Source organism: Burkholderia sp. AU17457 (assembly GCF_002223255.1).
GTDB classification, from domain to species: domain Bacteria; phylum Pseudomonadota; class Gammaproteobacteria; order Burkholderiales; family Burkholderiaceae; genus Burkholderia; species Burkholderia sola.
Genome location: NZ_NKFB01000005.1, coordinates 1,392,179 through 1,418,317, shown reverse-complemented (window position 1 = coordinate 1,418,317; position 26,139 = coordinate 1,392,179). Strand labels below are relative to the sequence as shown.

Sequence of the window (26,139 nt, the reverse complement as noted above, 5' to 3'; positions counted from 1 at the left end):
GAGAAACGCGTCATGAAAGCGATTTGCGTTACCCCTGAACGCTCGTTGGACGTTCGCGATATCCGGCCGCCGAGCCGGCCGGAATCAGGCCATGTGCTGATCGACATGGAGGCATCTGCAATCAACCATGGCGACAAGATATTTTTGCGTATGCGGGCCGAGGATGGCAGAGCGCTGCCCGCAAGCCAGCACGGCGTATGGGGCGCTTCCGGCGCGGGGACGGTGGTGGCGACGGGTGTCGGCGTACCAGAGCGTTATATGGGTAGACGCGTCGCTGTCTACCGCTCGCTGAACCGTAGCGCGTACAACATCGGCCTTTGGTGCGAAAAAGCCCAGGTGCCGTATACGAGTTGCCTGATCTTGCCCGAACACGTCAGCGCACGGGACTATTGCGGATCGCTCGTGAACGTGATCACGGCCTACGCGTTTCTCGACACGATTAGCGAGGCCGGGCACCACGGCGTGATTGTCACGGCGGGGAACTCGGCAACCGGGCTGGCGCTCGCGGCATTCGCTCGTCAGCGAAATATGCCGGTCATCTCCATGGTGAGGAGCCAGGCTGCGCAGGAGGCTCTGCAACGCGATGGTGTCGAGCATATCGTGCGCGCCGATGAAGACTTTACCGACACACTTGGAAAGCTGTCATTGGAGCTTGGAACGACGGCCGTATTCGATGGGGTGGGCGGTGCACTGACCGGCCAGTTGGCAACCTGTCTGCCGATGCGCTCGTCGGTATATTTTTACGGCACGATGGCCGGATCCGTTCCGTTTCCCGTGTCGGCGCCGCTCTTCATGATGAAAGATCTATCGATGCAGCGTTTCAGCAATTTCGAGAGCCGCACGGTGAGAGAACATGAAAGGCTGGTGGCTGCGCTGAATGCGCTCGAGAGCGTGATCGGCGATCCCGTGTTCAGGACGCGTGTCGGTCATGAATTCAGCCTTGATCTGATCGACGACGCCATGGCGTACGAGTCCGTCGACGGACGAAAGGCGATACTGGCGAGCCGGTCGTGAAGCATCAACCCCAAAAACGCGCGCGGCCACATGGCCCGCGCGCAAACTCGCAGAAGGGTTTCCCCGGGACGATTCAGTTGCCGTTCGACGCGACGGTATTGGCCGCGCCGGCACAATCGTGCCGGTACTTCTGCATCAGGCGCGCCTGTGCCGAATCGATATCGTCGGGATAGCTGCTCTCGTCTCCGGACGACGGGTTGTAGCCGACGGATTCCAGCTCATTCAGTTCGTTGACGAGCTGTCGGTGGGAGACCTGGCCGTTCGTGTGAACGAACGGATAGTCATGGCATTGCGCCGACGTAAGCTTCGTCTCGGCATGCGCGGAGACGCTCAATGCGAGCATGGCGGCGCAGACGAGGTAGCGGGCGGGATGATGCATCTTCGGCTCCTGGATAGCGTTGGGTCGAGGCCGTACGGCAGGATGCCTGCGTCGGCCGCAAGATGAAGATTGGGGACAGCGGACTATCCAAACAGCAGCGCGATGATGAAACATGTTTTAGGAAAATCCGCATCCGGTCATGCATTGGCTGCCGCATGCACTGAAAGATAAAGAATCCTTCATGCCAGTGTTCCCGGATGGTCAGGCGCAGCGGCGTATCGTCGAGCGATGGATCATTCGATGCCGCGCACCGTGCGGTGCGCACTGGAGGGTAATGCAATGAAATCGACTTTCATGACGGCTGGACTGATCGCGCTGGCGTGTTCATCGCTGCCGGCGTTCGCGAAGGTGCAGGGAACCGGACTCGCGATCGCCGATGCGACGCTCGCGCACGGAAAAGCCGAACATCGGGATCGTGCGATCGATACCGCACGGAATCTCGCCTCGCATCGCGCGGACAGATCGAGCACGCAACCGCACCAGGGCTGATCTGCCCGACGTCCGAATCGATACCGCGAGCCGCTACGGCTATCCGGTGATGCTGCCGGATGCATGAACGCGCGGTTCCCGCCGCGCAATGAGCATGACGGGCGCCTTGCCGATGGCAGCGCGCTCGTCATGTTCGTTTACGAGCCGAAGAACGGCACGCAGAAGTCGGGCGGGCCGACACAATCGCCGGGGCCGTCGGGCCGCGCGGAGGCGCACCCGGACAACATGACGCTGACAGCCATCGCGACGAGTGCGATACGGGCGGAACGAGCGAGAAACGGACGAAGCTTCATGGAGGGTGAGCAGTTCGGTGGACGGGCGGCGGCGCTGCCGGCGTGAGCCGGGCACCACGCCCGGCCGCACGGTCGCGCGCATCAATGCGAATAGAGCGTCGAGTTCAGGTACTTGAGCTGCCCGTCCTGTTCGGCGTGCACGAGCTCGGCATGGACCTCGGCGCGGGTCTTTTCGTGGATCGGCTGGCCGTAGGGCAGCACCCACTGGCCGGCAGCCTGAGTGCCTGGCACGCCGTCCTTGGTGGCGGCCGGGGAGATCTGCATCGGCCGGCTGCCGGTCAGTGCAAACGCGGGAACGGACAGCATGCCGATTGCGGCGAGCAACGCGGCGGCGATGACGTTGGCGGTTTTCATTTCTGGAGTCCTCATGATGATTGAACGGGGTCATCCACCGGCGCGGCGCGTCGGCGTCGCGCACGGTTGAGGACAAGCATGGGGCATGGACATTAGCGGATCGGCATACGCAACGTGAAAAGAAATTCATGCATCGGCGCGCGGTGCTCGGCCACGCGGGAATCTTCAACCTGGCCGCATTGGGCAATGATCGTCGGGCCGTGATTGCGGCCGGCATCCGTCACAGGTTCCGCGCGGTCGGGCCGACGCAAAAAAACGGCACCCGTCATCGCGACGGGTGCCTTGAAATACGACACGCCTCGTCCGTGTCGCAAGGGAATCAGTTCGCTGAACGGGGCGTCGTCGCAGCCGGTGCTTGCGTACCGGATGCGGCTTCATCGGTCGACCATCCGCCGCCCAGCGCGGCGATCAATTCCACCGCCGCCAGTTGCCGGCGCGTGTTCAACGCCAGCATTGCGATCTTCGTATCGAGTTCGGTGGCCTGCGCCGTCACGACGTCGAGATAGCTGACAACGCCGTCCCGATAGCGCGACATCGATAGCTGCAACGTGCGTTCGGCCGCGTCGAGTGCTTCCTGCTCGCGATCGGCTTCGTCGCCGAGGTGGTGCGTGAGTGCGAGGTTGTCTTCTACCTGCCGGCATGCATCGAGCACCACCGCGCGGTATTTCGCGCCGTTCTCGGCAAGCTGTGCGCGCGCCTGGTCGGTGAGCGCCTGGCGCCGGCCGCCGTCGAACAGCGTCAGCGCGAGGCTGGGCCCGATCGACCAGATCTCGTTCGGCGAGCGGAGCCAGTGGCCGAGGCCCGAGCTCTGGTACCCGCCGACCAGCCCGAGCGTGACGTCGGGGAAGAACGCCGCGCGCACCACGCCGATCTTCGCGTTGGCGGCGGCCATGCGCCGCTCGGCGGCCGCGACGTCAGGACGCCGCTGCAGCAGCGTCGCGGGAATACCGGTCGGGATCGTCGGCAGATACACGGCGTTGACGTCCGGCGTCAGTGAGAACGACGACGCGGGTACACCCGTGAGCGTCGCGATCGCGTGCTCGTCAAGCGCGCGACGCGCCCGTACGTCCTCGGCCGACGCGCGGGCCGAATCGAGCTGCGTCTGCGCGCGCGACACGTCGAGATCGGACGCGATGCCGCCCGCGTGCCGGCTCATCGTCAGGCGCAGCGCGCGCCGGTAGGTATCGATCGTGTCGGCCAGCAGCTGTTGCTGCTGGTCGAGCCCGCGCAGCCTGAAGTACGCGCTGGCGAGGCTGGCCTGCAGGCTCAGCCGCACCGACGCGAGATCGTCGGCGCTGGCCTGTGCGTCGGCGCGCCCGGCCGCGACTTCGTTGCGGACTTTCCCCCACAAGTCGAGGTCGTAGTCGAAGCCGGCGTCGAGTGTGTTGTCGCCATAGACGTTCGGCTGATTCGCGCCGCGCAGCGGCCGCGTGGCCGATTGGCGGTTGCTCGAGACCTGCGCGCCGAGGCCGATGGTCGGGAGCAGCCCCGAGCGCGCCTGATCGAACAGCGCGGCCGCTTCGTCGTGACGGGCCACGGCCGCGGCCACGTCGGGGTTGGCCGCGGCTACCCGTGCTTCGAGCCGGTCGAGCACGGGATCGCGGAACGCCTTCCACCAGCCGTCGCGCGCGATGCGGTCGGCCGGCTTCGCGGCCTGCCAGCCGCCCGTTTCCTTGAAGCTGTTCGGCAGCGCCGTTTGCGGCGCGTGATAGGCGGGCGCGAACGAGCACGCGCAGAGGAACGCGACGCCGGCGAGCATCGCGCCGAGCCGAAGCCGGTTAGCCATGCGCACGCTCCGTATCGCGCGCGGCCGACGCAACGGTGCGGGCCGGCGCCGCGAGCCTGACCGGGTCGCCGTCGGCCAGCGAATCGGGCGGGTTGTCGATCACGCGATCGTCCGGCGCGAGGCCGGTCGCGATCTGCACGTGCGTGCCGAGATCGGTCGCGATCGTCACGGGCTTGAATACCGCGCGATCGTCCTTGCCGACCACGGCGACCTGCAGGCCGGCCTGCCGGAAGATCAACGAGCTGGCCGGAATCGTCAGCACGTGGGTGCTCCCGGCCGGCAGCGCGAAATGTACTTCGGTGTATTCGCCGGGGATCAGCTTGCCGTCGCGGTTGTCGACCATCAACTGGACGAGCAGCGTGCCGGTCGAATCGGCGATCGAATCGTCGGTGTCGGCGAGCGTCGCCCGGAAGGTTTCGCCCGGATGCTCGGGCACGGTCAGCGTGGCCGTCATGCCGGGCCGGATCGTGGCGGCCTCGTTCTGCGGCACGCTCACGTAGACGCGCATCCGGTGGACGTCGGACACCGCAAACAGCTCCGGACCGGCACCGCCGCCGGCCGAGATCAACTGGCCGATGTCGGTCTTGCGCGCGGTGACGACGCCGTCGAACGGCGCGACGATGCGCTTGAACGCCTCCAGCGCGTCGAGGCGCCGCACGTTGGCCTCGTTGGCCGCGACGATCGCCTGCTTGGCCGCGAGGTCGCTGTTCTTCTCGTCGGTTTCCTGCTGCGATACCGAATCCTGCGCGAGCATCCTGGTCCAGCGCGCGGCCGTGGTCGCGGCCAGCTTCTCGTTGGCAAGCGAGCTTTGCAGGTCGGCACGCGCCTGCTGCAGTTGCTGGTCGAGTTCGGGCGTATCGATCAGCGCGAGCAATTGCCCCGACTTCACGTGCGCGCCGATATCGGTGTACCACGCATGCAGGTAGCCCGACACCCGTGCATGGATCGGCGCGCTCTCGAATGCGGACAGATGGCCGGGCAGCACGAGCGTCGCGCCGTCGCCGCCGGCCGACGGCGTATACGCGACCACGGTCGGCACCGCCTGTTCGGCGGACCAGGTCGTCATGTCCTGTTTCGCGTGCGCGCGGCCGACGATGCCGGTCGCCACGATGCCGACCGCGATCAGCGCGGTGAGCGTGGCGACGAGCTTGAGGTTGGGCAGCCGTTTCGGCGACTTGATATCGATCTCAGTGGACATGGGAAGCTCCGGACGCGGAAAGGGAGGAAGCGCGGGAAGCATCGTGCTTCAGCGCGTCGCGCCGATGCACGAGGCTGAACACGACGGGAACGAAGAACAGCGTCGCGATCGTCGCGCACGCGAGGCCGCCGATCACCGCGCGGCCGAGCGGCGCGTTCTGTTCGCCGCCGTCGCCGAGGCCGAGCGCCATCGGCGCCATGCCGATGATCATCGCGAGCGCGGTCATCAGCACCGGGCGGAAACGCGTGAAACCGGCTTCGAGCGCGGACGCCAGCGCGTTACCGGTGTCGGCCAGCCGTTCGCGCGCGAAACTGACGACGAGGATCGAGTTGGCGGTGGCCACGCCCATGCACAGGATCGCACCGGTCAGCGCCGGCACCGACAGCGGCGTATGCGTGGTGAACAGCATCCAGACGATGCCGGCCAGCGCCGCCGGCAGCGCCGAGACGATCACGAATGCGTCGGCCCACGAATGGAAGTTCACGACGATCAGCAGGTAGATCAGCACGATCGCGCCCACGAGGCCGAGCAGCAGGCCGGCGAACGCGCCGTTCATGGTCTGCACCTGGCCGCGCAGCGTGACGGTCGAGCCCTTGGGCAGATCCTTCGCGGTGGCCTTGACGATGCCGTCGATGTCGGCCGCGACCGCGCCGAGGTCGCGGCCCTGGGTGGTCGCGTAGATGTCGAACAGCGGTTCGATGTTGTAGTGCGACACCACCGCGTTGCCGACGCCACGCGTGATCGTGGCCAGACCGCCCAGCAACTGGGACTGGCCGTTCGCGCCCGTGACCGGCAGGTTCTGCAGCGCCGACAGCGTGGTCATCCTGTACTGCGGCGTTTGCGCGACGATCGGATAGGACACGCCGTTGTGCGGGTTGAGCCAGTAGGTCGGGTCGACCTGGCTGGTGCCGGCCAGCGTCGCGACCACCGAGTTCGTCACGTCCTGCTCGGTGATGCCGAGCTGGTCGGCGCGCGTGCGATCGACCGTCACCGTGAACTGCGGATAGGTGCTGGCCTGCTGGATGCGCGGATCGGCGATGCCGGCGATCAGCCGCAGCTTGCGGTACAGCTCGCGCGCATAAGCGAGATTGGCCTGCTGGTTCGGGCCGGCCACCTGCAGGTCGACCGGCGCCGGTGCGCCGAAGTTGAGGATCTGGCTGACGATGTCGGCGGGCAGGAACGAGAACGTGGTGCCCGGATAGGCACGCGGCAGGCGTTCGCGCAGCGTGTGCACGTAGTCGGCGGTCGGCGCGTGATCGTGCGACAGCGAGATCAGGATGTCGCCATCCTGCGGCCCGAGCGTGCCGCTGTTGTTGTAGGTCAGGTTGATCCCGCTGTTCGGCAAGCCGATGTTGTCGATCACTTCGCGCAACTGCGCGGGCGGGATCACGCCGCGAATCGTGTTCTCGATGCGGTCGAGCTCGGCGGCGGTTTCCTCGACCCGCGTGCCGACCGGCGCACGCACGTGCAGCGCGATCTCGCCGGAATCGATGGTCGGGAAGAAATTGCGGCCGAGCCACGGCGCGAGCAGGAAGGACGCCGCCACGATGCCGAGGAAGGCGACGACGAACGGCTTGCGGCGCGTGAGCGCGAGGCCGAGCAGGATCCGGTACGACGCGCGCACGGATTCGAAGCGGCGCTCGAAGGCGCGCTGGAAGCGCACCAGCGGATTGCGCGACGTCGGGACGTCGTGCGCGCCGGCATGGCCCGCGTGCGGATCCATGATCGCGGCCAGTTCGCCCGACGCGTGACCGGCCGATGCGTGCGGCTTGAGCAGGTATTGCGCGAGCATCGGCACGAAGGTGCGCGACAGCACGAACGACGACGCCATCGAGAAGATCACCGCCTTGGCCATCGGCACGAACAGAAAGCGCGAGATGCCGTCGAGCATCAGCATCGGCACGAACACGATGCAGATGCACAGCAGCGAGACGAGCGCGGGCATCACGATCTGCTTCGCGCCGTCGACGATCGCGGTGCGCGTGTCCTTGCCCTGTTCGAGGTGCCAGTTCACGTTCTCGATCGTCACCGTCGCATCGTCGACCAGGATCCCGACCGCGAGCGCGAGGCCGCCGAGCGTCATCACGTTGAGCGTTTCGCCGGTGGCCGCCAGCAGCGCGATTGCCGAGAGCACGGCCAGCGGGATCGACGCGGCGATGATCAGCGTCGAGCGCCACGAGCCGAGGAACAGCAGGATCATCAGCGAGGTCAGCGCGGCGGCGATGATGCCCTCGCGCGCCACGCCGCTGACGGCGCCGTTCACGAAGGTCGACTGGTCGCCCATCGTGACGAGCTTCAGGCCCGGCGGCAGCGTCTGTTCGACCAGCGGCAGCTTCGCCTTCACGCCGGCGATGATGTCGAGCGTCGATGCCGAGCCGTTCTTCAGGATACTCATCAGCACCGCGCGGTGGCCGTCCACGCGCACGATGTTGCCCTGCGGCGGGTAGCCGTCGCGAACGTGCGCGACGTCGCGGATGTAAATCGTCGTGCCGTCGACCGACTTGATCGGCAGGTCGTTCAACGCGTCGAGCGAGAGCGGGCTGTTGTTGAGCTTGATGTTGTATTCGAAGCGGCCGATCTTCTGCGTGCCGGCCGGGATGATCTGGTTCTGCTGCGCGAGCGCGTGCGCGACGTCCTGCGCAGACAACCCCTTCGATTGCAGCGCCTGCGGGTCGAGGTCGATCTGCACTTCGCGCGCCTTGCCGCCGTACGGCGTCGGAATCGCGACACCCGGCACCGACAGCAACTGCGGTCGAATGAAGTTGACCGCGTAATCCTCGAGCTTTTGTTCGTCGAGCGTGTTGCTGGTCAGCGCGATCTGCAGCACGGGCACGGTCGACGCGTTGTAGTTGAGGATCTGCGGCGGCGTGGTGCCGGGCGGCATCTGCTTGAGCACGGTCTGCGAGATCGACGTGACCTGCGCGGTCGCCGTGCGGATATCGACGGTCGGCTGGAAGAAGATCTTGACGATGCCGTAGCCGCGGAACGATTGCGACTCGATATGCTGGACATCGTTGACCGTCGTGCCGAGCGTGCGCTCGTAGTACGTGATCACGCGTCCGGACATGTCGTCCGGCTGCAGGCCCGCGTAGTTCCAGACGACGCTGATTACCGGGATGCGGATGTCCGGGAAGATGTCGATCGGCGTTCGAACGGCCGCGAGCGGGCCCGCGATCAGGATCAGCAGCGCCAGTACGACGAACGTATAGGGCCGGGCGAGCGCGAGCCGGACAATTTTCAGCATGAGGTGCTGCTCCGTTCAATATCGTCGTGAAGAAGAGCCGGATGTGCGCGTCGCCGGGAAAAACCCGATGCGCAACCGATGAGCGCATTCTGCGGAGCGGCTACTAACAGCCGGTCGCAAAAAAGATGAAACAAGTTTTAATAGCCGGCCGGACAAGCTGCGTGGCGGCGGGGCCGGGCATGCGACAGAAGCCGACCACGTAATCGATGAAGTAATCGATGAAGCTGCGCGCTCTTCTAGCGTTTTCTAAAAAAAGATTCATGCGCAGATCACGAATCTTCAGCCGGTTCACGTGTACCGAGATCGATAATTGGATCGCGTAATTCCGGCAAGGACGACAAAAATGACACAACCGTTGAGCATCAAGATGATCGAGGAGCGCGGCAAGCTCGTGGTGCTGATGTCGATCGAACGGGGCGCGGCCGTGCTCGATCCGGAAGATGTGGATGCAGTCATCCAGTACTTGAGCTTGCTGCGCGCGTCGATGCAGCCTGCCGTGCCGGAACGTGCGCCGCACACGCAGCAATTCGTGACGGAAATGGACCCTTGCTGGTACGCCGAGCGCCATCCGATGCAGGGCGGCGTGGTGCTGTTACTGCGTCATAGCGGGCTGGGTTGGGCAAGCTTTGCACTACCGCCGCGCAGCCTCGAACGGTTGCACGCTTCGCTGACGCAACTGCTCGAGGACGAGCGGCAGGCGATCGGCCTGCCGCACTGAATCTGCGTCGTGAATGGGCTTGCATGCGGCGTCGTTGCGACGGAGTGATCGGGTAGCAGCCAGTGTGTGAACGCCGTCTCCCGGCACTGGCTGCCATGCGCGCTATCCGCGCCCGACGAACGGCATCGCAGTCGCCATGATCGTCATGTTGAGGATGTTGGTATCGAGCGGCAGATTCGCCATCTGGACGACCGCATTCGCGACATGCACCACGTCCATCCGCGCCTCGGGCGCCAGGCTGCCGTCCGCTTGCGGGACGCCTTGCGTCATCCGTTCCGTGAGCGACGTTGCGGCGTTGCCGATGTCGATCTGGCCGCACGCGATGTTGTACCGGCGGCCGTCCAGCGCCAGCGACTTCGTGATCCCGGCCACCGCGTGCTTGGTGGCCGTGTACGCGATCGTGCCGGGGCGCGGCGCGTGCGCCGAGATTGAGCCGTTGTTGATGATTCGGCCGCCCTGCGGCGTTTGCGTTTTCATCAGCCGCCACGCAGCCCGCGCGCACAGGAAGACGCCGGTCAGGTTCGTTGCGACGACGCTGTTCCACACGTCGAGTTCGTATTCGTCGAGGGACACGACCGGGGCGTTGCGCCCGGCATTGTTGAACAGCACATCGAGCCGGCCGAACCGTTGCGCGATCCGCGCGAACGCATGGTCGACCGACGCTTCGTCGGTGACGTCGACGGGAAACACGTCGGCGTCGCTGCCGGCGGCGCGGATCGCGTCCTGCGTGTCGCGCAGCGACGCCTCCGTACGCCCGAGCAGCGCGACGGTGAAGCCTGCCTGGGCGAGTGCGATGGCCGCGGCGCGACCGATGCCGGAGCCGGCACCGGTGACGGCGGCGAATTTCTTCGAGACGGACATGGCGTGATTTCCTGCGGGTTGAATGACGGGGGAGGTGGCTGATCGTCGATGCCGTCGCCACTCCGGCAATGTAGTCGAAATGCATGATGCCCGGATTTGGGCGGCATCGTGAAACGCGCTCGCCGCGACCGCGATCTCGACTATTTCTTCCGACCAGGCGCGATTTTCCGGCTTCGCGCGCCGGTGTCCGCGAACAGCGCTACCACCACATCCCGCAGCCAGCGGTTCCCTTCGTCCTGATTGACCCGCGTGTGCCACAGCATATGGATCGGCGCGCCGGGCAGCGTGACGGGCAGCGCACGCCAGCCGAGCGAGAACGGCGCGGCGAGCTGCAGCGCGAGATGCTCAGGCACTGTCGCGATCAGGTCGGTGCGCTGCAGGATGTAGCCCACGCTCATGAAATGCGGCACCGTCAGCCGCACCTGGCGTTTCACGCGGCGCCGCGTCAGCCATTCGTCCACCTGCCCGTGCCCGGTGCCGGCCGACACCACGACCAGATGTTCGGCGTCGCGCCACGCGTCGACCGTCAGCGGCGCTCCCTCGAGCGGGTGCCCGCGCCGGAACAGGCATACGTAGCGCTGATCGAACAGCCGGCGCTGATAGAACCCGCCCTTCAGTTGCGGCAACAGGCCGATCGCGAGATCGACGCGGCCGTCGGCCATTTCGTCGCCGAGGTTGACGCTCGTGTTGCGCACGGTGTTCAGCGCGATGCCCGGCGCCGCATGCGACAGGTGTTCGAGCAGCGCGGGCAGGAACACGACTTCGCCGATATCGGTCATGCCGATCGTCAGCGTACGCGTGGCGCGCAGCGGATCGAAGGCGGTGTCGGGGTTCAGCGCCGCGTGCAGCGTCGCGAGCGCCTGCGACACCGGTTCCGCGAGACGCAGCGCGAACGGCGTCGGCACGACGCCGCCGGGCCCGCGCACGAACAGCGGATCGCCGAGCCGGCGGCGCAGTTTGGCGAGCGCGTTGCTGACGCCCGGCTGGCTCATGTTCATTTGCTCGGCGACGCTCGATACGCGCCGTTCCTGCATCAGCCGCTGGAAAAGCAGCAGCAGGTTGAGGTCGATCTCGCTCAGTTCCATCGGTTGTGCGTGGCCCGGTTCATTGCATTCAGTGATGAAGCAGATTCATTTCATTTTATTGCCGGATAAAAGTCCACTCCTGAAAATACCGATACGGCGCATGCATTCGACATGACCGCCGCGCCCGTCGCACACCTCATATACGCCTATCGGAGACACCTTCATCATGCAGACGAACCTGAAGATTGCGATCGTCGGCGCCGGCATCGGCGGCCTGACCCTCGCGCTCGCCTTGCGCGAGCATGGCATCGACGCGCAACTCTACGAGCAGACCCCTGAATTGCGCGAAGTCGGCGCGGCGGTCGCGCTGTCGGCCAATGCGACGCGCTTCTACGAACGCATGGGCTTGCGCGCGGCCTTCGATGCGGTATGCGCGGATATCCCGGCGCTCGTCTATCGCGACGGGCGCAGCGGCGCGGTGATCGGCCGTCATCGCGGTGCCCCCGACTACCGCCGGCAATTCGGCGGCGCGTACTGGGGCGTGCATCGCGCGGATCTGCAGGCCGTGCTGTCGACGGCGGTCGGCCCCGAGCGCATCCATCTCGGCCATCGTCTGGTCGACCTCGCGCAACACCCCGATCGCGTGACGCTGTCGTTCGACAACGGCACGCAGGTCGACGCCGATCTCGTGATCGGCGCGGACGGCGCGCGTTCGATCACGCGACGCTGGATGCTCGGCTACGACGATGCGCTGTATTCGGGATGTTCGGGTTTTCGCGGCGTGGTGCCGGCCGCGCGCATGGACCTGCTGCCCGATCCCGACACGATCCAGTTCTGGATCGGGCCGCACGGGCATCTGCTGCACTATCCGATCGGCGACGACGGCGACCAGAATTTCCTGCTGGTCGAGCGGCATCCGTCACCGTGGCCGTCGCGCGACTGGGTCGTGCCGGCCGAGGAAGGCGAGCAACTGCGTGCGTTCCGGAATTGGCATCCGGCGGTGGTGCAGATGATCACGGCCGTGCCGATCAGCCAGCGCTGGGGGCTGTTTCACCGTCCGCCGCTCGGCCGATGGAGCCGCGGGCGCGTGACGTTGATCGGTGATGCCGCGCATGCGCTGGTGCCGCATCATGGGCAGGGCGCGAATCAGTCGATCGAGGATGCGGTGGTGTTGGCCGCGCAATTGGCGAAGGCCGGCCCGGGCAATTGGCGCGAAGCGCAGGAAGCCTACGAGCGGCTGCGTCGCGGCCGGACGCGCAAGGTGCAATACGCATCGATCTCGGCAGCCGACGTGCTGCATCTTCCCGACGGGCCGGCCGCGCAGGCACGCAACGCGCGTCTGGCCGACCGCGATCGCGTGCTGCATCACCTGGACTGGATCCACGATTTCGATGCGCTCGATACGGAGCCGAGCGAGCGGCAGGGCGGGACGTGGCTTTGAGCGGCGGGCACGGCGGCCCTCGACGGCGGTCGGCCGATTACCGACCCGCCAGCCCGAAACGGTCGGCGCAACGGCCGCCGGCCGTCACTTCACGCACTCCAGCGCATACTTCAACCCCTGCCCGAGCAACCCGCGCCAGACGTCCCACGTATGCCCGCCGTCGACGATGCGCAGCTCGGCCGGATTCTGCGCGCGGCGCAGGTGCGTATACAGCACGCTCGATTCCGCCTGGATCGTCAGGTCGTCGTCGCCGGCCGCGATGAACATCGGCACGCGCCAGTTGCGCGCGAAATAGCCTCGCAGCAGCGCCGGGTAGTTCAGTTCGTGCCACACGCGCGAATCGAACTGCCGGTCGCCGAACACGCCGACGTAGCGCGCGGCGGAATTGAGCGGCGGCTCGTTCGCATAGATCGCGGGGCTCAGCAGCATCGCGCCGCAGAACAGCCCCGGTTCGAGCAGCGAGAAGCGCAGCGCGCCGAAGCCGCCCATCGACACGCCGCCGATCGCGCGGCCCGCGCGCTGGTTCGACACCGCGAAGTGCGCCTCGACTTCGGGCAGCAGGTCGTTGAGGAACGCGCTCTGCATCTTCTCCTTGCGGTCGACGTACCAGTCGGTGCCGCCCTGCGGCATCACGATCACGACCGGCGGAATGTCGCGGCGCTCGATCAGCGTGTCGGCGGTGGCCTGCAGCCGGCCCTGCGTGACCCAGTCGTTCGCGTTGCCCGCGTTGCCGTGCAGCAGGTACATCACCGGGTAGCGCGCGCCTTCCGGGTTGTAGCCGGGCGGCAGGTAGACCGTGTACGACCAGTCGCGCTTCAGCGACGCCGACCGGAACGTGCGCAGCACGACGCTGCTGCCCGGATTGACGGGCGGCTCCTGCGCGGTCGACGGCGTCGTCGCGGTCTGGACGGCCGGCGGCGCGGGCGATACCCCCGGCGTGGCGGCCGGCGCCGCCGACGGCGGCGTGGCATGGGCGGTGGCGATCGCGCCGGCGATCAGGGCGAGGGCGAACGGGAGGGCGAGTCGGCGCATGGCGAATCGTTTCAGGAGTGGCGCCGGCTATCGTAGCAGCGGCGCATGACGGCGCGGCGCGTCATGGCCGCGAACGGAACGGCAGCCGCGCGACGAGCGGCCCGTAGAGTTTGGCCACGAGATACAGCAGCCCGATCGCGACGGCGTCGGCGGTGAGGCCGAGCGGCACGTCGAGATAGCCTTCGGTCGCCTGATAGAGCAGCGAATCGACCGCGAGCGAAATACCGGTGCCCGCGACGAAGCACAGCAGCCCCTGCCGGCCGATCGTGCCGATCCACGGCATCGCGTGCGCGACCTTCTTCATCCAGCCGAGGTGCACGAGCTTGGCCGCGAGCCACGCGATCGCGAGGAAGTTCACGAGCCGCAGCGCACCGAGGTTCTGCTTGATCGACGGATCGGTCGGGAACGGCTCGATGCGCAGCCGGTAGTACGCGCCGGCGGCGACGATCGCGAGCGCCGCGGCCGTCAGCAGCCAGCCCTGCGGCTTCGGCGCGAGGGTCTGGTAGACGGGCTGGCAGCGCGCGATCACGCCGAGCACGAACAGGAACTGCCAGGCGAACGGGTTGAAATCCCACGGCGCCCCTTCGACGGTCGGCAAGAAGCGTGCGACGTGCGGCGCCGCGTACCACAGCGATCCGCTGAACGCGAGCATCAGCCACGGCTGCGTGCGCGCGAGCGGCAGCGCGAGCGGGACGAGCAGCGCGAAGAACGCGTACATCGGCAGCACCGATGCGAGGTACGGCTGGCGGCGGAACAGCAGGATGTCGCGCAGCGCGGCGAGCGGCTTGTGCAGCAGCCCGTCGAGATCGTTGGTCGGCATGTTCGGGCCGTCGATCGCGAACGCGTTCAGCGCGGCGGTGATCAGCAGCATCAGGCCGGCCGTCACGAGGAACGCGCGGTAGATCTCGAACGCGCGCCGGATGAAACGCTGGCGCGCGGCGGCCTCGTCGTGCCGCTCGGCGAGCGAGTTGTACGCAATGGCGGTCGCGAAGCCGCCGAGAAACACGAACACCTCGGCCGCGTCGCACAGCGCATACGCGTGCAGCGTGACGCGCGACAGGATGCTGCCGCCGATGTGGTCGACGACGATGACGAGCAGCACGAGGCCGCGGAAGAAATCGAGCTCGGCGTAGCGGCCGGCCCGGGCCGGCGCGGTCATCGGAGCGCCTTCCGGCGCGGGCCGCGGGCACGGCCGGCACGCGCCGCGCATGAATCGGGGTGAAGCATGACTTCGTGAAGAAATGGCGAACGGATGCGCATTGTGCCACCGATGCGAAGCCTTCCGGGTTTACGCGGATGGCGGGCCGGCCGGCCGCTGCCGACAAGCCCGGTCGGGCTGTCCGCGCGACGGGGCAGTTGGACGAGCGCAACGCTTTGCGCGCGACCACCCGCACCCGATGGACGGACGATTTGCGTCGTGACACCATTTTGTCCTCACGCGGCCGCACACCGCGTCGTCCGCCCTGCGGGCCACATACAACAGACCAAACATTCGCCGGGCGTTCGGCCAGCCCGGCCCCCGGCTCCGGAGATTCGTCATGAGGAAGCACGTCATTTTTGCCGCCGCGCTCGCTGCCTTCGCCGCGCCGGCCTTTGCCGAGACCAGCGTGACGCTGTACGGCGTGATCGACGAAGGCTTCAATTACACGAACAACGTCAACGTCAATGGGGTCGGAAAGACCAATTACCAGCTCGCGAGCGGCTATGCGCAGGGCAGCCGGTGGGGCCTGAAGGGCAGCGAGGATCTCGGCGGCGGGCTGAAGGCGGTCTTCACGCTGGAAAACGGTTTCGACGTGAACAACGGCCGGCTCGGCCAGGGCGGCCGCATGTTCGGCCGTCAGGCGTTCGTCGGGTTGTCCGAGTCGCGCTTCGGCACGCTGACGTTCGGCCGTCAGTACGATGCCGTCGTCGACTATCTCGCGCCGCTGACCGCGAACGGCAACTGGGGCGGCACGCTGTTCTCGCACCCGTTCGACAACGACAACACGGACAACTCGTTCCGCGTCAACAACACGGTCAAGTACGCGAGCGCCGACTGGAACGGCCTGACGTTCGGCGGCACGTACAGCTTCAGCAACAGCACGGGCTTCTCGAACAACCGCCAGTACAGTATCGGCGCGCAGTATTCGCTGGCCGGGCTGCAGGTCGCGGCCGCGTACCTGCAGGCGAACAACCCGGGCATCGGCAACGCGGGCGCGATCGCGGCCGACGACGCGAACTTCGTCGCCGACCGGCTGCGCATTTTCGGCGGCGGCGTCAACTACACGTTCGGCGCGGCGACGGTCGGCGTCGTCTATACGAAGACCGACGTGAAGAACCCGGTATCGACGGTCTACCTGCCGGCGTCGACGTTCGCCGGCCTCGGGCTGACCGCGACGAAGTTCCAGAACTTCGAGATCAACGGGAAGTACCAGCTCACGCCCGATTTCTACCTGGGCGCGCAGTACGTGTATACGGACGGCAAGTACGATGCCGCGGCCGGCTCGTTCAAGCCGAAGTACCACACGGTCGGCCTGATGGCCGACTACAGCCTGTCGAAGCGCACCGACGTGTACCTGCAGGGCGCGTGGCAGAAGGTGGGCGGCGACAAGACGGGCACGGCGGCCGACGGCGGCTATGTCGTCGGCACGGACGGCCCGTCGGCATCGTCGAACCAGTTCGCGGTGCGCGCCGCGATCCGCCACAAGTTCTGACCGGGCGCCGGCGCCGGGGCGAACGGCCCCGGCACGGCCGTCGTCAGTCCGCCCGGCGCGCGCTGCCGAGCGTTTCCGCGAGCCAGTCGACAAAGATCCGCACGCGCGGCGCGAGATGCCGGCCGGTCGGAAACACCACCGATACGGGCAGCGGCCCCGCGTTCCATTCCGGCAGCACCTCGACCAGCGAGCCGTCGGCGAGCAGCGGCGCGAGCCCGTCGCGCGGCGCCTGGATCAGCCCGAGGCCCGCGAGGCAGCACGCGAGATACGCCTGCGAGCTGTTGACCGACACGACGCTGTGCATCTTCACCGTGTGCATCTCGCCCGAATCCATGTCCGCATATTCCCAGTCCAGCTCGCGGCCCGTGCGGCTCGAGAAATAGCCGACCGCGACGTGGTCCGGCAGGTCGTCCGGCGAGCGCGGCGTGCCGTGGCGCGCGAGATAGGCGGGCGACGCGCAGTTGATCTGGGCCATCTCGCCGACGCGCCGCGCGACGAGCGACGTGTCGGACAGCACGCCGACCCGCACCGCGCAGTCGATGCCGTCGGCCACGAGATCGACGAAGCGGTCGGTCGTGCTGATCACGATGCGCAGGTCGGGGTAGCGCGCGTGGAAATCCGGCAGCGCCGGAATCACCTGGTTCAGCGCGAACCGTTCGGGCAGGTCGACGCGGATCACGCCGCGCGGCGACGCGCCGGCATCCTCGAACAGCGTTTCCGCGTCGTCGAGGTCGGCGAGCAACTGCACGCAGCGCTCGTAGTAGGTCGCGCCCTCGGCGGTCAGCGCGACGCGCCGCGTCGTGCGTTGCAGCAGGCGGATCTTCAGGTGCTTTTCCAGATACTGGACGGCGTTGCTGACCGTCGGGCGCGGCAGCTGGAGCTGCTCCGCCGCTTTCGTGAAGCTGCCGAGATGGGCGACGCGCGCGAAGACGCGCATTGCTTGCAGATGGTCCATGCGGGCGAGAACCTTGGCGGGAACGGGAACAGGCTCCATTGTTAATCAGCGTCGAATGGTTTGGTGGCGCGTTTCGCGTTTATCGCGCGGCGTCGTGCGGCCAGAATCCGTTGCATCTACTCACCCTTTGAAGGAAACGGACATGGACATGCGTCAACTGGGCCGCACGGGCCCGCAGGTTTCGGCGATCGGGCTCGGCTGCATGGGGATGTCGGATTTCTACGGGCCGGCCGACCGCGACGAAAGCATCGCGACGCTGCATGCGGCGCTCGACAACGGCGTCACGCTGCTCGATACGGGCGACTTCTACGGCATGGGCGACAACGAGATGCTGATCCGCGACGCGCTGCGCGGCCGGGCGCGCGACCAAGTGCGCATCAGCGTGAAATTCGGCGCGCTGCGCGATCCGGCCGGCGGGTTCGCCGGCTACGACGCGCGGCCCGCGGCGGTCCGGAACTTCGTCGCGTATTCGTTGAAGCGGCTCGGCACCGACTACCTCGACATCTACCGGCCGGCACGCGTCGATCCGGCGGTGCCGATCGAGGAAACGGTCGGTGCGATCGCCGATCTCGTGAAGGCCGGGTACGTGCGTCATATCGGGCTGTCGGAAGCCGGCGCGGACACGATCCGCCGCGCGGCCGCCGTCGCGCCGATCGCCGATCTGCAGATCGAATATTCGTTGCTGTCACGCGGGATCGAGGCCGAAATCCTCCCCGTCTGCCGCGCGCTCGGCATTGGCGTGACGGCCTACGGCGTGCTGTCGCGCGGGCTGCTGGGCGGGCGCTGGAGCGCGGCGCGGCAGGGCGAGCGCGATTTCCGCGCGGCGAGCCCGCGCTTCCAGGGCGAGAACCTCGCGCACAACCTCGCGCTCGTCGACGCGCTGCGCGCGATCGCCGACGAGAAGGAGAGCAATCCGGCGCAGGTCGCGATCGCGTGGGCGCTGTCGCGCGGCGCCGACATCGTGCCGCTGGTCGGCGCGCGCAAGCGCACCCAACTGCAGGACGGTTTGCTGGCGACAGAATTGCAACTAACGGTCGAAGATCTCGCACGCATCGAAGCGGCGGTTCCCGCCGGGGCGGCTGCCGGCGACCGCTATCCGGCCGCGCAAATGGTGCACCTCGACAGCGAGCAGGGCCGGGGGTGATCCATGGGGCCGGATCAAGGCCGCGAGCGCCGTCCGGCGGGCCCGAGCCAGCCTCAGGCAAAGCCAGATGGCGGGCGGCATGGCGGGCAGGCACCATCGGCGCCGTACTCAACGGACGGAATGCCGCCATGCAAATTCATACGCTGACGATCATCGTGCTGGTTTTCCTGCTGGCCGGCGCGGTCAAGGGCATGATCGGGCTCGGGCTGCCGACGATCGCGATGGGACTGCTGACGCTCGCGATGCCGCCGTCGGCCGCGGCGAGCCTGCTGCTCGTGCCGTCGTTCATCACCAACGTGTGGCAGTTGTGGCTCGGCCCGTCGGTTGGCGCGCTGCTGCGCCGGCTGTGGCCGCTGCTCGCCGGCCTGACGGTCGGTACGCTGACGGGCGGGCTGCCGGCGCTCGCGGCCGGCAGCACGTGGACGCACACGGCGCTCGGCATCGTGCTGGTGCTTTACGGGCTGTGGGGGCTGGCGGCGGCGCGGCTGCCCGCGCCGGGCCGCCATGAAAGATGGCTGTCGGCCGTGGTCGGCTACCTGACGGGCGTCGTGACGGCCGCGACCGGCGTGTTCGTCGTACCGGCCGTGCCGTACCTGCAGGCGCTGCGGCTGTCGAAGGACGATCTGATCCAGGCGCTCGGACTGTCGTTTACCGCATCGACGATCGTGCTCGCGCTGCAGTTGCGCGTCACGGGCGCACTGCAGGCGGTCGATCTCGGCGTGTCGGCGCTCGCGCTCGTGCCCGCGCTGGCAGGGATGGCCGGCGGGCAATATGCGCGGCGCGTGATGAGCGAGAAGACGTTCAAGCGTTGCTTCTTCGTCGGACTGATTGCGCTCGGTGCGTATATGGCGGGATCGGGATGGTGGTGAACGCGTCCCCCGGGCGCTGAATGATCCCGAAGCCGGTTTCGGCAACCGGCTTCGGGAACGGTCGCGGGAGCGCGGTCGTGCCGCTTACGCCGGATCGGCGTACCTCAGCGTCCACCCGACCGTGCGGGTCGCGCCCGCGCCGAGCGCGAACGGTTTCGTCGTGCATGCGAAGTTCGAATGCAGTTGCCCGATCGGCGTCGTCGACAGCGGATTCGTCGCGCCGTTCGCCGTGTCGAAGGCGGACAGCGCGCAGTTGTCGAACCCGGATGCCGCATAGCCGGTCGCGGCGCTGTTCGCGTACGTCACCGACACGCCGTCGCCGTTGGCCTGCGTCGACGCGAAATCCGCGAACGACGTGAAGTCCGTCTCGACCGCGAGGTTGCCCGCGAGCGTGCCAGAACTCAGCGTATCGCTGCGCGAGACCGTGCCGTGCGCGAACGTCAGCACCGTGTGCACCTGCAGGTCGAGATCCGTCGTGTACGCGGCATTCTTCGACGCGAGGCGGAACTTCGTCGTATCGAACGACACGATCACCTGGCCGTTGCTTTGCTGCACGTTCAGGTTCTTGTAGTAAGTGACGGGAATGTAGGTCTTCGCGTTGTACGTCACCTGCGGCAGCAGCAGCGCATAGCCGAGGTCGGTCGTGCCGTAGATCAGCTTGTCGGAGAACGGCACCGGGTAATACGGCGTGTACGCGTTGTAGTCGGGCGCCTGGCTGAGGTTCAGGTTGATCACGCGTCGGCCGTCGCGCACGGTGAGCAGCGCGGCGCTGTACGGATGCGCGGCATCGCCCGGCTCGTTGTACCAGGTGAGCGTGTAGCGCGGCAGCGCGTCGAGCCATGCGCGGTAGTCCGCATCGGCCATCGGCGCCTGGCCGCCGAAGCCGAGCTTGTTCCACCATGCGTTCACGTACAGGTACTGGTGCAGCAGGCTGAAGTTCTCGCCCATCACGCGCGGCTTGCCGCGATACGTGTCGGTGCCGCGGCCCTTGACCCACATGTTCACGGACGGCGTCGGCAGCGACGGGTCGTACCAGTACGTGTCGAAACGACGCGCGGCCTGGTAGATGAATGCATACGCAACCTGTTTCTCGCGATCGGTCAGCACGCCTGCATTGGCCGCGGCCGTCAGCACTTCCATGAACGCGGAATCGCCGTACGGGCCGATCGAGCGGCCGTAGTTGAAGCCCTGGCCGTCGGCGTTCAGCTGCGGCAGGATCAGGTCGACCGACTTGCGCAGATAGCCCTTCAGCTCCGGCGTCAGGTTCGCTTCGTTGCCCATCTCGAACGTGCGCTCGACCACCTCGCCGATCAGCAGCGTGCTGTAGCGGTCGAAGCGCGCCTGGTCGTAGTAGGTCGTGTGCGTGTTCGACGCTTCGTCGGAGAACCCGCCCGACGAATCGTGGCGGATGTGGTTCGTCAGCGTGTACAGCAGCGCGTCGCGTGCGCTCATCGTCGCGACCGCCGGATCGGTCTTCGATGCGAAGGACGGGCTGCCCCAGCCAAGCTTCTGGCGCAGCCCGGCAATGCCGTAGGACACCGCATAGTAGTTCTGCGCGGTGTTCAGCGACGCGATGTCGATCGGCGTGCCGGCGGCCGGACACGTCGTGGTCTTGCCGCTCGCATCGGGGCCGAACATGTCGCAGAACGTGAGCCGCTGCTGCAGCGTCGCGAGCATCGCGTCGCTGAAGACTTCGTTGAGCATCCCGTGCGCCTTCAGGTTGTTCAGCGCGACGAGGTAGTAGTACTCGCCCCACGACGTGTTCGCATACGCATAGTTGCCGCCCGACTGCGCCATCATCGCGGTCGTGATCGTCTGGTACGTCGCGAGGTAGCTCGCGTATTGCGGATCGTTCTTCGACTTCATGTCGATCAGGATGTACGACAGGCCGAGCGCGAGCTTTCCGGGCAGGAATTTGTCGCCGGTGTTCGTGTCGAGCACATGGACGGGCGTGCCGTCGCCGAGATCCATCACGACCTGCGTGAAATCGGGCGATTTGCGGATCAGGTCGAACAGCGCGCGCATCTGGCCCATCATCGTGACCGGGATGTTCGTGCCGGCCGGCACGCTGGTGTCGGGCGCGCCGTAGACGAGCGCCTGCAGCGAGTTCGACGCGAGCGCGGGCGGGGTGGAGGTCGGGGGCGACGACGGCGTGTCGGTCACGTCGTTGCCGCCGCACGCGCTCACGAGCACGACGGAAAGGGCGCTGAGCGCGGCGCCGAGCGTGAATCTGCTGCGCGGATGCATGGTGTCTCCAATTTTGAATAGTGGTGAAGCACGGGCACGTGTCGCCGATGCCGCGCTCGGTGCCCGTACCCGGCGTCCGCCTCGCCAACCCTGATCCCTGAAGACGGACGCCTGAATCGCGAATCGAGCAGGCAAGCGTTCCCCTGCGCGGGCCATGACGGATCCCTCGCTCGCGCGTTGGAAAACGTTTTCCAAATTTAGGCATCGATCCGCGTGATGTCAATGAACTTTCACATCGGATGCGCCGGTAGAAACCCGAATGGGGGAGGTCGGGGCGTACGGGAGAAGAACCGGAATTACGCGTCAATCGCCGGGATTTTTATCTCGATGATCGCATGGTCAGCGCGGGAGCGAAGCTTTGAGGCAACGGGCGGAAGATGGGGCGGGAAACGGGTTCTCGCTGCATGAAGAGAGAAAACGTTATCCACAAGACTCGAACTGCAGCGAACCGCTCACGGCCACCCGCCGCCGCACGCGACGAGCCGCCGTTTCGATGACGTTCAAAGCTGCTTCTCGATCGCCGCCTTGTCGATCACCGACCACACCTGGCGGATCTTGCCTTCGTGAAACTCGTAGAACACGTTCTCGGCGAACGTGACCTTGCGGCCGTCGACGGCGAGCCCCATGAACGTCTCTTTCGGCGAACACGCGAAGCGAAGGCGGCACGCGACCCGCGGCGGCTCGCACACGAGCAGCCGGATGTCGAAGCGCAGGTCGGGAATGTCGCGGAAGTCCTGTTCCAGCATCGCGCGGTAACCGGCGAGGCCGAGCGGCCGGTCGTTGTGGATCACGTCGTCGGACACGTACTCGCCGAGCGCCGTCCAGTCCTGTCGGTTCAGGCAGTCGATATACGCGCGATAGCGGGTGGCGAGATCGATATCGGTCATGGTCAAGTCTCCGTATGTCGATGGGGCGAGTCGGGCGCGGTGCGCGTTACGGCGGCGGTGCGTCGCCCGACAGGAACGCGACGAACTCGCGCGTGTACTTCGGCAGCGCGTCGAACGACCGCGCGCAGAGCGTCAGTTTCCGATGGCTCCACGGATCGGACAACTCGACGAGCCGCACGTCCATCGTCTGCATCGCGCGCTCGGCCGCATGCCGCGACACGATGCCGATGCCCACGCCGCTCGCGATCACGCGGCAGATCGCGTCGAAGCTCTTCAACTGCACGCGATAGCGGATCCGCTTGCCGAGCGCGCGCGCCTGATCGGCGAGATGCACCTGCAGCGCGCTGCCGTCGGTGAGGCCGATGAAGTCTTCGCCGGCGATGTCGTCGAACGCGACCTTGTCGTGCGACGCGAGCGGATGCGCGGCCGGCACGACGACGATCAGCCAGTCTTCGCGGAACGGTTTCTGTTCGAGCCCGCCGAGCCCGACCGAATCGGCGACGATGCCGACTTCGGCCGTCTTGTTGCGGATCGCATGCACGATCTCCTGGCTCGAGCGTTCCTCGACGCTGATCGACAGCTTCGGATGGCGCGGCAGGTAATCGGCCAGTGCATCGGGCAGGTATTCGCTCAGCGACGCGGTGTTGCACAGCAGCCGGATATGGCCGCGCAGCCCCTGGCCGTATTGCTGCAGTTCGCCGCGCATGTGATCGATCTGCTGCAGCACGGTGCGCGCGTGATGTTCGAGCGCGCGGCCCGCGTCGGTTGCCTGCGCGCCCGACTTGGTCCGGTGCAGCAGCGGCACGCCAAGCTCGTCCTCCATCCCGCGAATACGCTCGCTCGCGGCCTGCAGCGTGATGTGCGTGCGTTCGGCGCCGCCCGTGATCGTGCCGGCTTCGCAGATGTTCAGGAAGAGCCGCAGGTCGGTCAGGTCGAAGCGCATGATGGGCGGAGCGATGGGTGGGGAATGGCCGATAAGTTAGCAGGAACCGCGGCGCCGGTCTCAGGGGTAGCCTGAGACCCGGTTCGCCGCTTCCGCATTTTCGGGGCGCGACCGACGGCCGATCATGGACGCACATCAACCGGGGAGCCCGTCATGCAGATCGATTCGTCATGGGGCGTGTCGTTCAAGATCGCGCTGCATCTGCTGTTCCTGTGCATCGGTGTCGCGTGGGCCGGTGCCGAATTCGTCGCATGGTTGCGATGAATATCGTCGCGCCAAGGCTATCAAGGCGAACCGGCCATAGTTTTTTGCGACGAAAATTCTTCCGTTTTTCGGCGCAAGCGCCATCAAGTTTTTCCGAATCGGACCGTATTACCGGTAGCGAATGCCGGCCGGCATCCGGTCCGTGATCGTTTGTCATCATTGTTTGCATCCGGTTACACGTCGGCCGTTCCGTTTTTGAGATGCTTGAAAGATTGTCAAACCGGAGTCGGATCGTCCATGAAAACGCGCGAGATTCACCGCAAGGCGGCGTGGCTGTCGGGCCTGGCCGCCGTGCTCGTCATGGCCGGTTGTGCAAATACGCAGTCCGTTCCGCCCAGCAACACGCTGGCGGCGCAGCCCTCTGATTCGAGCCCGTCCGCCGCGGCGACGCCGGCCGCCACGATGCCGGCCGCGCCGATTCTTGTCGCGCGGAAGTACGTCGTGAAACGCGGCGACACGCTGACAGGCATCGCCTCCGCGAACGATTGCAGCGTGGCCGACTTGCGTACCTGGAACAAGCTGGCCGGGAACGGCAGGCTGCGCACGGGGCAGGTGCTGCGGATCGTCAAGCAGCAGCCGCTGCCGCCCGCGGGCGCGGCCGGCACGCAGGCCGTCGCGGGCAATGGCGCGGCGGGTAATCAGGCCACCGCGCAGGCGACTGCGCAGATAGCGTCGCAAGCTACTTCGCCGGCCAGCGCGTCGACCGCGAGCGACCGTCAGGTCGTCAAGGAAACGAAGCGCCACGCGGGCGGCGTCGCGCTCAAGTGGCCCGCAAACGGCAAGATCGTCGAAGGGTTCCGGCCCGGGCAGAACCGCGGCATCCAGATCGCCGGCCGGCCGGGCGACCCGGTCCGCGCCGCGGCCGACGGGCGCGTGATGTATGCGGGCACCGGCCTGAACGATTACGGCAGCCTGATCATCGTCCAGCACAACGCGGATTTCCTGACCGCCTATGCGCACAACCGCAAGCTGCTCGTGAAGACGGGCGACATCGTGCATCAGGGCGATGCGATCGCCGAGATGGGCGACCTCGACAATTCGCGCGTCGCGCTGCTGTTCGAGGTGCGACGCGACGGCAAGCCGGTGAATCCGATGCCGTACCTGCCTTCGTCGCAAGGGTGAAGTCGGGCCGTTTCGCTGGAACGCGACGGCGGTCGCTGCTACGCTAGGCGTTCATGCGAATCCCGCCAGCGCGCGGGGCCGACGGACGTCTTTCGGGGATGCGCGGCGAATGTCGTCGCGGGCCGGCCGTCGGCGTGAACGGTCGCGCGTCGTCGACGCGCGGCAGTGTCGCTTCGCGCCACCGTTTCCGACAGAACAGACCTCATTCATGGAACACTCTCCGACACGCCGCTCGCTGTTGCTTGCCGCCGTTGCCGCACCGTTCGTCGCCGCGTGCACGTCCGCGCCGGTCGCCGACCAGGGGCGCGCCCATACCGCACAAGCCGAACTCGCCGCGCTCGAAAAAGCCTCGAACGGGCGGCTCGGCGTCGCCGCGCTCGATACGTCGAACGGCGTGCGCATCGCGCACCATGCGCGCGAGCGCTTCCCGCTGTGCGGCACGTACGCAGTCGTGGCCGCCGCCGCGATGCTCGCGCGCGGCGCGCTCGACGCATCGCTGCTGCCGCGCCGCATCCTGTACCGCCGCTATGAAATCGTATCCGGCTCGCCGGTGACGGAGAGCCACGTCGACACCGGCATGACGATCGCGCAGCTGTGCGCGGCGATGTTGCAGTCCGGCGACAAGGGCGCGGGCAACCTGCTGATGAGCGTGCTCGGCGGCCCACAGGCCGTCACGGCGTTCGCGCGCGAAAGCGGCGACACCACCTTCCGCCTCGATCATTGGGAACCCGAACTCAACAAGGCCGCGCCCGGAGACGAGCGCGACACGTCGACGCCGGTCGCGATGGTCGACACGCTGCAGCGGCTGCTGCTCGGCGACGTGCTGCGCGAACCGCAGCGCGCGCAACTGACCGAATGGATGGTCGGCGGCGCACGCGGCGCGACCGGCATCGCGGCGGGCGTGCCGCCCGGCTGGCGCGTGGCCGACAAGGCCGGCACCGGCGGCTTCGGCACGACGACCGACATCGCGGTGCTGTGGCCGCCGTCGCGCGCGCCGATCGTGATGGCCGTGTCGTTCACGCAGCCGGATGCCGCTGCCGCGGCGCGTGCGGACGTCGTCGCATCGGCGGCGCGCATCGCGGCGGGCGCGCTGACCGCGACGGCCTGAACCTGCGGCGTCTCGCGCGAAGCCGGCGTTTGGCTTATCGTGTCGGTCAGTGCGCGCCGGCGTCGGCGCGCGG

General features: G+C 67.0%; 25 protein-coding genes. 10 read left to right on the top strand and 15 right to left on the bottom strand.

What is annotated here, in order from left to right; genetic code table 11:
- Nucleotides 1-12: 12 nt before the first annotated feature.
- The gene (locus tag CFB49_RS23625; RefSeq protein WP_089492469.1) at nucleotides 13-1,014 is read left to right on the top strand and encodes a zinc-binding dehydrogenase; all 1,002 of its coding nucleotides are present in this window, start codon (nucleotides 13-15) and stop codon (nucleotides 1,012-1,014) included.
- Between the two features lie 73 nt (nucleotides 1,015-1,087).
- Here CFB49_RS23625 and CFB49_RS23620 read toward each other — a convergent pair whose 3' ends face one another.
- Nucleotides 1,088-1,393: a DUF4148 domain-containing protein gene (locus CFB49_RS23620; RefSeq protein WP_089436682.1), complete on the bottom strand. Its 306-nt coding sequence runs from the start codon at nucleotides 1,391-1,393 to the stop codon at nucleotides 1,088-1,090.
- A gap of 279 nt (nucleotides 1,394-1,672) precedes the next feature.
- Here CFB49_RS23620 and CFB49_RS23615 point away from each other — a divergent pair, with 279 nt between their 5' ends.
- Nucleotides 1,673-1,882, top strand: a complete 210-nt coding sequence (locus tag CFB49_RS23615) for a hypothetical protein (protein WP_089436681.1) — start codon at nucleotides 1,673-1,675, stop codon at nucleotides 1,880-1,882.
- A gap of 63 nt (nucleotides 1,883-1,945) precedes the next feature.
- Complete coding sequence (locus tag CFB49_RS36430; protein WP_176730190.1) at nucleotides 1,946-2,221, top strand: hypothetical protein; 276 nt, start codon at nucleotides 1,946-1,948, stop codon at nucleotides 2,219-2,221.
- A gap of 35 nt (nucleotides 2,222-2,256) precedes the next feature.
- Here the strand turns inward: CFB49_RS36430 and CFB49_RS23610 are convergent, their stop codons facing one another.
- From CFB49_RS23610 to CFB49_RS35915, 6 genes are all read right to left on the bottom strand, one after another.
- Complete coding sequence (locus tag CFB49_RS23610; protein ID WP_089492468.1) at nucleotides 2,257-2,529, bottom strand: DUF4148 domain-containing protein; 273 nt, start codon at nucleotides 2,527-2,529, stop codon at nucleotides 2,257-2,259.
- A gap of 92 nt (nucleotides 2,530-2,621) precedes the next feature.
- On the bottom strand, nucleotides 2,622-2,825 hold the full coding sequence (locus CFB49_RS36425) for a hypothetical protein (RefSeq protein WP_089492467.1): 204 nt from the start codon (nucleotides 2,823-2,825) through the stop codon (nucleotides 2,622-2,624).
- Nucleotides 2,826-2,848: 23 nt separating this feature from the next.
- Entirely contained in the window at nucleotides 2,849-4,315 is a 1,467-nt protein-coding gene (locus CFB49_RS23600; protein ID WP_089492466.1) for an efflux transporter outer membrane subunit, read from the bottom strand.
- Complete coding sequence (locus tag CFB49_RS23595; protein WP_089492465.1) at nucleotides 4,308-5,513, bottom strand: efflux RND transporter periplasmic adaptor subunit; 1,206 nt, start codon at nucleotides 5,511-5,513, stop codon at nucleotides 4,308-4,310. Before CFB49_RS23595 ends, CFB49_RS23600 begins: the two co-directional genes overlap by 8 nt.
- Nucleotides 5,503-8,757: an efflux RND transporter permease subunit gene (locus tag CFB49_RS23590; RefSeq protein ID WP_069618013.1), complete on the bottom strand. Its 3,255-nt coding sequence runs from the start codon at nucleotides 8,755-8,757 to the stop codon at nucleotides 5,503-5,505. Before CFB49_RS23590 ends, CFB49_RS23595 begins: the two co-directional genes overlap by 11 nt.
- Nucleotides 8,758-8,860: 103 nt before the next feature.
- Nucleotides 8,861-9,049: a hypothetical protein gene (locus CFB49_RS35915; protein WP_143329313.1), complete on the bottom strand. Its 189-nt coding sequence runs from the start codon at nucleotides 9,047-9,049 to the stop codon at nucleotides 8,861-8,863.
- Nucleotides 9,050-9,100: 51 nt separating this feature from the next.
- Here CFB49_RS35915 and CFB49_RS23585 point away from each other — a divergent pair, with 51 nt between their 5' ends.
- Nucleotides 9,101-9,475, top strand: a complete 375-nt coding sequence (locus CFB49_RS23585) for a hypothetical protein (protein WP_089492464.1) — start codon at nucleotides 9,101-9,103, stop codon at nucleotides 9,473-9,475.
- A 102-nt stretch (nucleotides 9,476-9,577) separates the two neighbouring features.
- Here the strand turns inward: CFB49_RS23585 and CFB49_RS23580 are convergent, their stop codons facing one another.
- Both CFB49_RS23580 and CFB49_RS23575 read right to left on the bottom strand, forming a co-directional pair.
- Nucleotides 9,578-10,336 (bottom strand): SDR family oxidoreductase, encoded by a 759-nt coding sequence (locus CFB49_RS23580; RefSeq protein ID WP_089492463.1) that lies wholly within the window; start codon nucleotides 10,334-10,336, stop codon nucleotides 9,578-9,580.
- Between the two features lie 140 nt (nucleotides 10,337-10,476).
- Nucleotides 10,477-11,421 (bottom strand): LysR family transcriptional regulator, encoded by a 945-nt coding sequence (locus CFB49_RS23575; protein ID WP_089436675.1) that lies wholly within the window; start codon nucleotides 11,419-11,421, stop codon nucleotides 10,477-10,479.
- A gap of 166 nt (nucleotides 11,422-11,587) precedes the next feature.
- Between CFB49_RS23575 and CFB49_RS23570 the strand changes: the two genes are divergently transcribed.
- On the top strand, nucleotides 11,588-12,802 hold the full coding sequence (locus CFB49_RS23570; protein ID WP_089492462.1) for an FAD-dependent monooxygenase: 1,215 nt from the start codon (nucleotides 11,588-11,590) through the stop codon (nucleotides 12,800-12,802).
- Between the two features lie 84 nt (nucleotides 12,803-12,886).
- On the opposite strand, the gene CFB49_RS23565 is transcribed toward CFB49_RS23570, so the two are convergent.
- Nucleotides 12,887-13,834, bottom strand: a complete 948-nt coding sequence (locus CFB49_RS23565; RefSeq protein ID WP_069618008.1) for an alpha/beta hydrolase — start codon at nucleotides 13,832-13,834, stop codon at nucleotides 12,887-12,889.
- A 61-nt stretch (nucleotides 13,835-13,895) separates the two neighbouring features.
- Nucleotides 13,896-14,993 carry an OpgC domain-containing protein gene (locus CFB49_RS23560; protein ID WP_069618007.1) on the bottom strand — a complete coding sequence of 366 codons (1,098 nt, stop codon included), beginning with the start codon at nucleotides 14,991-14,993 and terminating at the stop codon, nucleotides 13,896-13,898.
- A gap of 379 nt (nucleotides 14,994-15,372) precedes the next feature.
- On the opposite strand from CFB49_RS23560, the gene CFB49_RS23550 reads away from it, so the two are divergent.
- Nucleotides 15,373-16,527 carry a porin gene (locus CFB49_RS23550; protein WP_069618006.1) on the top strand — a complete coding sequence of 385 codons (1,155 nt, stop codon included), beginning with the start codon at nucleotides 15,373-15,375 and terminating at the stop codon, nucleotides 16,525-16,527.
- Nucleotides 16,528-16,570: 43 nt separating this feature from the next.
- On the opposite strand, the gene CFB49_RS23545 is transcribed toward CFB49_RS23550, so the two are convergent.
- Complete coding sequence (locus CFB49_RS23545; protein WP_069618005.1) at nucleotides 16,571-17,482, bottom strand: LysR family transcriptional regulator; 912 nt, start codon at nucleotides 17,480-17,482, stop codon at nucleotides 16,571-16,573.
- 142 nt (nucleotides 17,483-17,624) lie between these two features.
- Between CFB49_RS23545 and CFB49_RS23540 the strand changes: the two genes are divergently transcribed.
- Both CFB49_RS23540 and CFB49_RS23535 read left to right on the top strand, forming a co-directional pair.
- Nucleotides 17,625-18,626, top strand: coding sequence for an aldo/keto reductase (locus CFB49_RS23540; protein ID WP_089492461.1), 1,002 nt, complete (start codon nucleotides 17,625-17,627; stop codon nucleotides 18,624-18,626).
- A gap of 128 nt (nucleotides 18,627-18,754) precedes the next feature.
- Nucleotides 18,755-19,495, top strand: coding sequence for a sulfite exporter TauE/SafE family protein (locus tag CFB49_RS23535; RefSeq protein ID WP_089492460.1), 741 nt, complete (start codon nucleotides 18,755-18,757; stop codon nucleotides 19,493-19,495).
- A gap of 84 nt (nucleotides 19,496-19,579) precedes the next feature.
- Here CFB49_RS23535 and CFB49_RS23530 read toward each other — a convergent pair whose 3' ends face one another.
- The 3 genes from CFB49_RS23530 to CFB49_RS23520 all read right to left on the bottom strand — a co-directional run bounded on the left by CFB49_RS23530 (nucleotide 19,580) and on the right by CFB49_RS23520 (nucleotide 23,572).
- On the bottom strand, nucleotides 19,580-21,742 hold the full coding sequence (locus CFB49_RS23530; protein ID WP_089492459.1) for a hypothetical protein: 2,163 nt from the start codon (nucleotides 21,740-21,742) through the stop codon (nucleotides 19,580-19,582).
- A 500-nt stretch (nucleotides 21,743-22,242) separates the two neighbouring features.
- A complete protein-coding gene (locus CFB49_RS23525; protein WP_089492458.1) occupies nucleotides 22,243-22,629 on the bottom strand; it encodes an ester cyclase in 387 nt (128 codons plus the stop codon).
- Nucleotides 22,630-22,675: 46 nt separating this feature from the next.
- Nucleotides 22,676-23,572, bottom strand: coding sequence for a LysR substrate-binding domain-containing protein (locus CFB49_RS23520; RefSeq protein ID WP_069618000.1), 897 nt, complete (start codon nucleotides 23,570-23,572; stop codon nucleotides 22,676-22,678).
- 501 nt (nucleotides 23,573-24,073) lie between these two features.
- Between CFB49_RS23520 and CFB49_RS23515 the strand changes: the two genes are divergently transcribed.
- Together CFB49_RS23515 and bla are read left to right on the top strand one after the other, a co-directional pair.
- Nucleotides 24,074-24,958 (top strand): peptidoglycan DD-metalloendopeptidase family protein, encoded by an 885-nt coding sequence (locus CFB49_RS23515; protein WP_089492457.1) that lies wholly within the window; start codon nucleotides 24,074-24,076, stop codon nucleotides 24,956-24,958.
- A gap of 208 nt (nucleotides 24,959-25,166) precedes the next feature.
- A complete protein-coding gene (gene bla / locus CFB49_RS23510; RefSeq protein WP_089492456.1) occupies nucleotides 25,167-26,066 on the top strand; it encodes a class A beta-lactamase in 900 nt (299 codons plus the stop codon).
- Nucleotides 26,067-26,139: the final 73 nt, after the last annotated feature.

Coding starts and splice junctions, on each gene's coding strand:
- CFB49_RS23625 (WP_089492469.1), top strand. CDS start 13: ATGAAAGCGATTTGCGTTACCCCTGAACGCTCGTTGGACGTTCGCGAT.
- CFB49_RS23620 (WP_089436682.1), bottom strand. CDS start 1,393: ATGCATCATCCCGCCCGCTACCTCGTCTGCGCCGCCATGCTCGCATTG.
- CFB49_RS23615 (WP_089436681.1), top strand. CDS start 1,673: ATGAAATCGACTTTCATGACGGCTGGACTGATCGCGCTGGCGTGTTCA.
- CFB49_RS36430 (WP_176730190.1), top strand. CDS start 1,946: ATGAACGCGCGGTTCCCGCCGCGCAATGAGCATGACGGGCGCCTTGCC.
- CFB49_RS23610 (WP_089492468.1), bottom strand. CDS start 2,529: ATGAAAACCGCCAACGTCATCGCCGCCGCGTTGCTCGCCGCAATCGGC.
- CFB49_RS23600 (WP_089492466.1), bottom strand. CDS start 4,315: ATGGCTAACCGGCTTCGGCTCGGCGCGATGCTCGCCGGCGTCGCGTTC.
- CFB49_RS23595 (WP_089492465.1), bottom strand. CDS start 5,513: ATGTCCACTGAGATCGATATCAAGTCGCCGAAACGGCTGCCCAACCTC.
- CFB49_RS23590 (WP_069618013.1), bottom strand. CDS start 8,757: ATGCTGAAAATTGTCCGGCTCGCGCTCGCCCGGCCCTATACGTTCGTC.
- CFB49_RS23585 (WP_089492464.1), top strand. CDS start 9,101: ATGACACAACCGTTGAGCATCAAGATGATCGAGGAGCGCGGCAAGCTC.
- CFB49_RS23580 (WP_089492463.1), bottom strand. CDS start 10,336: ATGTCCGTCTCGAAGAAATTCGCCGCCGTCACCGGTGCCGGCTCCGGC.
- CFB49_RS23575 (WP_089436675.1), bottom strand. CDS start 11,421: ATGGAACTGAGCGAGATCGACCTCAACCTGCTGCTGCTTTTCCAGCGG.
- CFB49_RS23570 (WP_089492462.1), top strand. CDS start 11,588: ATGCAGACGAACCTGAAGATTGCGATCGTCGGCGCCGGCATCGGCGGC.
- CFB49_RS23565 (WP_069618008.1), bottom strand. CDS start 13,834: ATGCGCCGACTCGCCCTCCCGTTCGCCCTCGCCCTGATCGCCGGCGCG.
- CFB49_RS23560 (WP_069618007.1), bottom strand. CDS start 14,993: ATGACCGCGCCGGCCCGGGCCGGCCGCTACGCCGAGCTCGATTTCTTC.
- CFB49_RS23550 (WP_069618006.1), top strand. CDS start 15,373: ATGAGGAAGCACGTCATTTTTGCCGCCGCGCTCGCTGCCTTCGCCGCG.
- CFB49_RS23545 (WP_069618005.1), bottom strand. CDS start 17,482: ATGGACCATCTGCAAGCAATGCGCGTCTTCGCGCGCGTCGCCCATCTC.
- CFB49_RS23540 (WP_089492461.1), top strand. CDS start 17,625: ATGGACATGCGTCAACTGGGCCGCACGGGCCCGCAGGTTTCGGCGATC.
- CFB49_RS23535 (WP_089492460.1), top strand. CDS start 18,755: ATGCAAATTCATACGCTGACGATCATCGTGCTGGTTTTCCTGCTGGCC.
- CFB49_RS23530 (WP_089492459.1), bottom strand. CDS start 21,742: ATGCATCCGCGCAGCAGATTCACGCTCGGCGCCGCGCTCAGCGCCCTT.
- CFB49_RS23525 (WP_089492458.1), bottom strand. CDS start 22,629: ATGACCGATATCGATCTCGCCACCCGCTATCGCGCGTATATCGACTGC.
- CFB49_RS23520 (WP_069618000.1), bottom strand. CDS start 23,572: ATGCGCTTCGACCTGACCGACCTGCGGCTCTTCCTGAACATCTGCGAA.
- CFB49_RS23515 (WP_089492457.1), top strand. CDS start 24,074: ATGAAAACGCGCGAGATTCACCGCAAGGCGGCGTGGCTGTCGGGCCTG.
- bla (WP_089492456.1), top strand. CDS start 25,167: ATGGAACACTCTCCGACACGCCGCTCGCTGTTGCTTGCCGCCGTTGCC.